The 7184-nt window shown below is 36.4% G+C and carries 6 protein-coding genes; 4 read left to right on the top strand and 2 right to left on the bottom strand.

Annotated elements, in window-relative coordinates:
- Positions 1-475 precede the first annotated feature (475 nt).
- A complete protein-coding gene (locus V7150_RS21080; protein ID WP_335522188.1) occupies positions 476-1360 on the top strand; it encodes a YitT family protein in 885 nt (294 codons plus the stop codon).
- 62 nt (positions 1361-1422) lie between these two features.
- Here the strand turns inward: V7150_RS21080 and V7150_RS21085 are convergent, their stop codons facing one another.
- The gene (locus V7150_RS21085; protein ID WP_335522191.1) at positions 1423-2667 is read right to left on the bottom strand and encodes an MFS transporter; all 1245 of its coding nucleotides are present in this window, start codon (positions 2665-2667) and stop codon (positions 1423-1425) included.
- A gap of 293 nt (positions 2668-2960) precedes the next feature.
- Between V7150_RS21085 and V7150_RS21090 the strand changes: the two genes are divergently transcribed.
- From V7150_RS21090 to V7150_RS21100, 3 genes are all read left to right on the top strand, one after another.
- The gene (locus tag V7150_RS21090) at positions 2961-3386 is read left to right on the top strand and encodes a MarR family winged helix-turn-helix transcriptional regulator (protein WP_335522192.1); all 426 of its coding nucleotides are present in this window, start codon (positions 2961-2963) and stop codon (positions 3384-3386) included.
- A 318-nt stretch (positions 3387-3704) separates the two neighbouring features.
- On the top strand, positions 3705-5123 hold the full coding sequence (gene aspA / locus V7150_RS21095; protein WP_335522194.1) for an aspartate ammonia-lyase: 1419 nt from the start codon (positions 3705-3707) through the stop codon (positions 5121-5123).
- Positions 5124-5311: 188 nt separating this feature from the next.
- A complete protein-coding gene (locus V7150_RS21100; protein ID WP_335522195.1) occupies positions 5312-6445 on the top strand; it encodes an ankyrin repeat domain-containing protein in 1134 nt (377 codons plus the stop codon).
- A gap of 294 nt (positions 6446-6739) precedes the next feature.
- On the opposite strand, the gene V7150_RS21105 is transcribed toward V7150_RS21100, so the two are convergent.
- The gene (locus V7150_RS21105) at positions 6740-7057 is read right to left on the bottom strand and encodes a hypothetical protein (protein WP_283922875.1); all 318 of its coding nucleotides are present in this window, start codon (positions 7055-7057) and stop codon (positions 6740-6742) included.
- Positions 7058-7184 lie beyond the last annotated feature (127 nt).

Here is a 7184-nt window from a genome sequence, read left to right on the forward strand (position 1 = left end):
CCTTGCATTCGGACAAGAAAAGGTAAACTTCCTGCATGACCTGTCCAAATAAGCCTCGCATTCGGACAAGAGAAGGCAATTTCCAGCTTGACCTGTCCGAATAAGCCTCACATTCGGACTATCGACAGGCAAATCTACATAATGATCAGTTGCCAATATCGGCGTTTTTTCTTAAATGCAAGATCGGGTGCTTCAGTTGAAATAGGAATTTGAATGTCAATAACTCCATATGACTAATAAAAAATGGCTTGCTGAAACTGAAATCAGTTTTACAAGTCATTTTCTATGTCATTTACTGTTTTGCACCTATAAATGGAACCATTCAAACAGTGATTCCAGTCTATTTTTATATGAATATGAACTCGAGTTCATTTTTCGACGAAAATATGATATAATTATATAATCGAGTAATAAAATTCTTTTCTGAAAAGAAAAATAATCATAAATACAAAATTAATAGAAAAGGTGTGGTTCAATGACAGAATTAACCAAAGAAAACATTAAACATCGCAAGCTGCCCCTTAGCAAGGTTATTTTTCGGGTAATCGCTATCACTATCGGGGCGATTCTAATGGCAACAGGATTAGAAATATTTTTAGTCCCAAACCATGTAATTGATGGAGGTATAACAGGTATTTCGATCATGCTTTCACATATTACCGGTTGGGAATTAGGAATCTTTCTATTTATTTTAAACTTGCCGTTTGTATATATGGGATACAAGCAAATGGGAAAAACCTTTGCTTTTTCTACCGTATATGGGATTATCGTTTTATCCATCTTTACTTCGTTCTTTCACCCAATCCCCGCGTTTACTGATGATATTCTCTTAGCGACCCTTTTTGGTGGAATGATATTAGGGATAGGGGTTGGATTGGTTATTCGTAATGGCGGGGCTTTAGATGGAACAGAAATATCTGCACTAGTAATTAATAAAAAGGTTCCTTTTTCAGTAGGGCAAATCATTATGTTTATGAACGTATTTATTTTAGGAGCAGCAGGCTTTGTCTTTAGTTGGGATCGAGCGATGTATTCGCTGCTAGCATATGTTATTGCCTCTAAAGCCATTGATGCTGTAGTTGCAGGTCTAGAAGAAACAAAATCTGTTTGGATTATTAGTGACGAGGCCGAAGAAATTGGAAATGCAGTCAATGATCGTTTAGGCCGAGGAGTAACATACTTAAATGGACAAGGTGCCTATACAGGAGATAATAAAAAAGTAATTTTTAGTATCATATCCAGATTGGAAGAATCTAAATTGACGACAATAGTGGAGGAGATTGATCCATCAGCATTTCTGGCGATTGCGGACATTTCCGAAGTACGTGGTGGACGTTTTAAGAAGCGAGATATCCATTAGTTGAATTGATAATTAGAAAGATAAAAGGATCTGCACTCAAAGACAGATCCTTTTAAGAAATATTAATGACCTATCTCAGCATCATCAACATGCATTACGTGTTTATTATTGATTAAGATAAATATAACTGAAATAAGTACAAAAACTCCTCCGACAATAAAAGGAACAGAAGGATTATAAATCTCTGCAAGTTTTCCGGCCATAAATGGTGCAATTGCACCGCCGATAAAGCGGAGGAAGCTGTAGGCAGCAGATGCAGTAGAACGTTCGACAGGAGCTGCATTCATTACCGCGGTTGTAATTAACGTATTATTATTCCCCAGCAGTGCCCCGGCAACAATAACGGCAGCGATGATAACCCATTGCGTTGAAGTCCAGATCCCCATCGCAAAAAGGAGCAGGGCGAACATAATTAACATGGCACACATTGATTTAATCGTTCCAAACCATTGTTGGAGTTTAGGAGCCATGAAAACAGAAGTAACGGCCAACAATATTCCCCAGCCAAGGAATACAAAACCTAAACCATGCTCATCTAATCCCATGACAAAAGGGGCATAAGCAAGAAGGGTGAAAAAGCCAAAGTTATAGAGGGCTGCCGTGATACCGAAAACTAGCAGAGAGCGGTGTTTTAAGGCACGGAATGGGTCCAATAATGATGTTTTTTTAACTCCTGTATTTAGGTTGGTGGCCTTTGGCATTAATAAAAATAACCCGATAAAAGCAACAACCATCAGTGTAGCGACGCCAAGAAAAGGACCTCTCCATGACATGGCACCTAACCAGCCGCCAAGAAGCGGCCCGACAGATATACCCAGTCCAATGGCAGCTTCATATAAAATAATCGCTTTTGCAGTACCGCTATTCGAAAGGGAGACAATAGCTGCTAATGCTGTAGCAACAAACAAAGCATTGCCTAGTCCCCATCCGCCTCGAAGGCCGACGAGTGTCCAAATGCCGTTTGATAATCCTCCAAGTGCAGAAAATACTGCAATAATAACAATGCCGGCAAGGAGTGTCCACTTAATTCCAAGTCTTGATGAAATCATCCCAGTTATGAGCATCGCTACTGCCATCACAGCATTATAGCTGGTGAAAAGTAATGTAACTTGACTATGGGATGCGTGCAATTGTTCAGCAATTGCCGGTAAAATCGGGTCTACAAGACCAAGCCCCATAAATGCAATGATACTGGCAAAAAATACTGCCCATACGGCCTTTGGTTGTGCTAATAAACTTCCTTTTACTTCTGAAGCTGAATTCATTTTAGATGACGATGACGCCACAGATGGTGGTGTTGATGACATTCACATTTCTCCTTTTTTAATTGAAATTTCTCCCTGCCCAAAGCTAGTTTTAAGCATTGTGACAATAAAGTTTTAAAAGGCATTGCTGCCTATATACCATAAATAATCATTCCAACTAATCCCTCAAATTTTAAAATAGTTGTATAATGAAAGTATATGATTGTATTATACAACTATTTTCAACAACGTCAATAGTGTTTTCTATAGGTGTATATTTGAACGTCATTATAAATGCATTTTTAAATGTGTTATTATAGTTTTAGGAAATAGTTTAACAGTGAGGTAGTAAAGAAATGTATGAACAATCTTTGGAAATGATTGAACTTGAACTGGCTATTCTTATAAGACGATCCACATCAAATACAAATAATAAAAAACTTTGGAATCTTGACCGATCTGCATATTTATTACTCCGTCGGATCGCCACAAAAGGGGCTGTTGGTGTAAAAGTATTAGCTGGGGAGTTCCAGTTAGATATTTCAACTGTAAGCAGGCAAGCAGCCGCTTTAGAGCACAAGGGTTATTTATATAAAATTCCTGATCCATTAGATGGAAGGGCATATTCTTTTCAAATAACGGAACTGGGATTAAAGGAATTAAATGAGTATAAGCATGCACGATTGGAAAGAATAGCGGAGCTATTAAATGATTGGCCGGATGATGAATGTAAAGTATTCGGACAGTTATTACAAAAATTTAATCAATCTTTACTTAAATAATTGATTCTTTCTTATTGTTGAAAAAAGAGGTGATCGAAAAGTCGTGAAAAACACGAATTTTTTATCATCTTTATTTTTTTAATATAATTAGCACCTTTAATAAAGTGAAATATTGGATTAGATTGTAAAAAATATCATTTTTTTAATCATGAAAGGTAAATATTATGTTACACGTGTAGTTCTCTTCTGTTTTCTAATATTAATAATGAATTAACAGTGAAAAGAGAGACAGAAGATCATTTAACTGGTATTATTTTGTGTGAGAATCAATTTTTTCAAATAGATTGTTTTTTAAAAAAAAGGTGGGAGAATGACCTCATGAACAAAAAAAGAATCGAACAAGACTTTTTAGGAAAGAAGGAATTACCGACAGATGTGTATTATGGAATCCAAACACTTAGGGCGGTTGAAAATTTTCCTATTACACACTATCGAATTCATGAAGAGTTAATAATAGCACTAGCAATGGTAAAAAAAGCAGCGGCAATTGCCAATATGAATACAAAACGCTTATATAGCGGACTTGGAAATGTCATATGTAAGGCAGCCGATGAAATTATTGAAGGAAAGTGGCATGATCAATTTATTGTTGACCCTATTCAAGGTGGAGCAGGGACTTCAATGAACATGAATGCTAATGAAGTAATTGCGAACCGTGCTCTTGAATTGCTCGGACACGATAAAGGCGCCTATATCCATTTAAGTCCAAATAGTCATGTAAATATGTCGCAATCGACAAATGATGTATTTCCTACAGCTATTCACATTGCTACATTGAAGTTGCTTGAAAAATTGCTTGAAACCATGAAATATATGCATAAGGTTTTTAAAGAAAAGGCAAAGCTATTTGAAAACGTTATCAAAATGGGGCGTACACATCTTCAAGATGCTGTGCCGATTCGCCTTGGCCAAGAATTTGAAGCATACTCACGTGTACTTGAACGGGATATGAAGCGTATTTCGCAATCTCAAGCACATTTATATGAAGTGAATATGGGGGCAACAGCAGTCGGAACCGGATTAAATGCCGATCCAAAATATATTAAAGATGTCGTCAAACACCTTGCGGAAATTACTGGGCTGCCATTAGTGAATGCTGATCATCTTGTAGATGCTACGCAAAATACGGATGCTTATACCGAAGTGTCTGCCGCATTAAAGGTTTGTATGATGAACATGTCCAAAATAGCTAATGACCTCCGATTGATGGCATCAGGTCCTCGTGCAGGGCTAGCTGAGATAACTTTACCGGCACGTCAGCCAGGTTCTTCCATCATGCCGGGTAAAGTGAATCCTGTTATGCCCGAGCTGATCAATCAAATTGCTTTTCAGGTGATTGGAAATGATCATACCATCTGTCTGGCTTCAGAAGCAGGTCAGCTGGAATTAAACGTTATGGAGCCAGTGTTAGTCTTTAATTTGCTTCAATCAATCAGCATTATGAACAATGGTTTCCGAACATTTACCGACCATTGTCTCTCCGGTATTGAAGCAAATGAGGCCCGCTTAAAGGAATATGTTGAAAAAAGCGTCGGCATTATCACTGCCGTAAATCCTCATTTAGGATACGAAGTGGCGGCACGCATTGCAAGAGAGGCAACTATAACTGGAAAGTCAGTACGTGAGTTATGCTTGAAGTATGATGTGTTAACTGAAGAAGAATTAGATCTTATTTTGAATATTTATGAAATGACCAAACCTGGTATTGCGGGTGCTGCTCTTTTAGATAAAGATTAAGCCCGAACACCAAAGCGCGAAGCTGTTATCTTTAATGGTAAAGTAGTTGCAGGATAATTGTAACAATTGAGAAGAAGCTCAATGTCATGAGCTTCTTTTGTTTTAAAAAAATCCCGTACTATTTCTTCTAGTTCATACATCTAAAGGGGAGAATAATTTTAAAAAATAATTCCTTTGATGCACATCTTATTCATGCTAGTGAACATGGTGATGTAACATCTGTGAAACAGTTATTACAAGAGGGGGCATGCATTGATTATAAGGATGATAACGGCCGAACCGCATTAATGGCAGCTACACAAAAAAATCAAATTGATGTAGTAAAATTGCTACTTGAAGCTGGCTGCGACGTAAACGAAAGAGATATAACTCAATTAACTCCATTTATTTGTTCTGGCGCAAACGGATTTCATGAAATTTTAACTTTGATGCTTGATTATAGTGCCGATCTAAACAGTGTAAATCGTTTCGGTGGTACGGCATTGTTACCTTCTAGTGAGAAAGGCTATCTGAAAACAGTTCAAGTTTGCATCGATGCTGGAGTTCCGGTAAACCATGTGAACAATTTAGGCTGGTCAGCTCTACTTGAGGCTGTCATTTTAGGAAATGGCGGTCGACTTTACTCTGATATTATTCAAGAGCTTGTTGAAGCAGGTGCAGATGTGAATCTTCCAGATAGAGACGGAAAGTCGTCACTTCAACATGCGAAAGAAATGAAGCAGCAAAAGGTTGTAAGCATTCTGAACAAAGAATATGTAGAAAATAATGCATTTATTAAAAAAGCAAAAACACTTGTCAGAATCGATAAGTATGACGAAGCTATCTCAGAGATTGAAAAAGGTCTTGAATTTGATAGTCAAAACCTTGATTTCATTTATTATAAAGGCTTTTTTTTACAAGAATTAAAAAGATACGAAGAAGCTCTTGAGCAGTACAACAAAGCTTTAACCATAAATCCCAATGATTTAGACTTCTATTTTTATACAGCTAATTGTTTACGATCCATTAGGAAACCAGATGAAGCACTTCTAGAATATGATAAGGCCTGTGCTATAAACCCTGAAGACACTTTTTATCGTTATCATAAATCAAATTACTTGAGAGAACTAGGAAGACATGAAGAAGCTGTGGTTGAAATGAATAAACTATTAGAATTAAAGCCAAATCGGTATGATTTTTCTTTTCATAAGGCAAATAGCCTCAGATCTCTTGGTAAACATCAAGAAGCAATTGAAGCCATTGAAAATGCGATTAAACATGACCCGACAGATCCATTATATCAACTGCATAAAAACCAATCTCTTGAATTGCTAGGAAAGTAAGAAAATTTATGAGTTTACGGAATGATAAATATTGTAAAGGTAGAGCAAAGAGATAATTGAGACAATCTATTTGAGCATTTTCACAAATTAGATCAGCAGTAGGATTTCGATCCTGCTTTGAACCAAATGAAAAGCAGTCAACCATACATGGTTGGCTGCTTTTTTTCATTTTTTGGTTTAGGCATATCAATCAAACCTTATTTTACATATTGAAATTGCAGAAATTCAATTAATCCTTAGGCATGTTTTGATTTTAAGGAATAATCCGGCGCTAAAATTGATTATTGCCGGCTTTTATTTTGTATCACTCATGGTTCGGTAAATTTGTGTGTACATACTCCCTTCAACAATGTTTTCAAGGAAAAAGGGACCAATGAGCTCTAAATATTTATCGTCTTCAAACATTTTTTTGTTTTGTAATTCCATTTCGGCTAAACCCTCATAGATCGAAAGTAAAGCGTAGGTATGATCCTCCCCGGAAATAGGTGTCAATATCTCCACCCTATGTGCATAATTCTCATTTCTGAATGTTTTCAGTTCTTTTAGATTTTCAATTCCTTCCTTAAATTTCTCCTGCCTTATGATAAACGTCTGATAAACATAAACAGACATTTCTTGCACCTCCAACAATGACAAACTTATTTATTACTATTTACTTATTTCTTTTAAATATTCTTTGTTCTTAACGTCTATTTTTTTGTTTTCATAAATTCATTAAAATAAATGATATTATTATCAT

The organism is Neobacillus drentensis (assembly GCF_036965245.1).
GTDB classification, from domain to species: Bacteria; Bacillota; Bacilli; order Bacillales; family Cytobacillaceae; genus Neobacillus; species Neobacillus drentensis_G.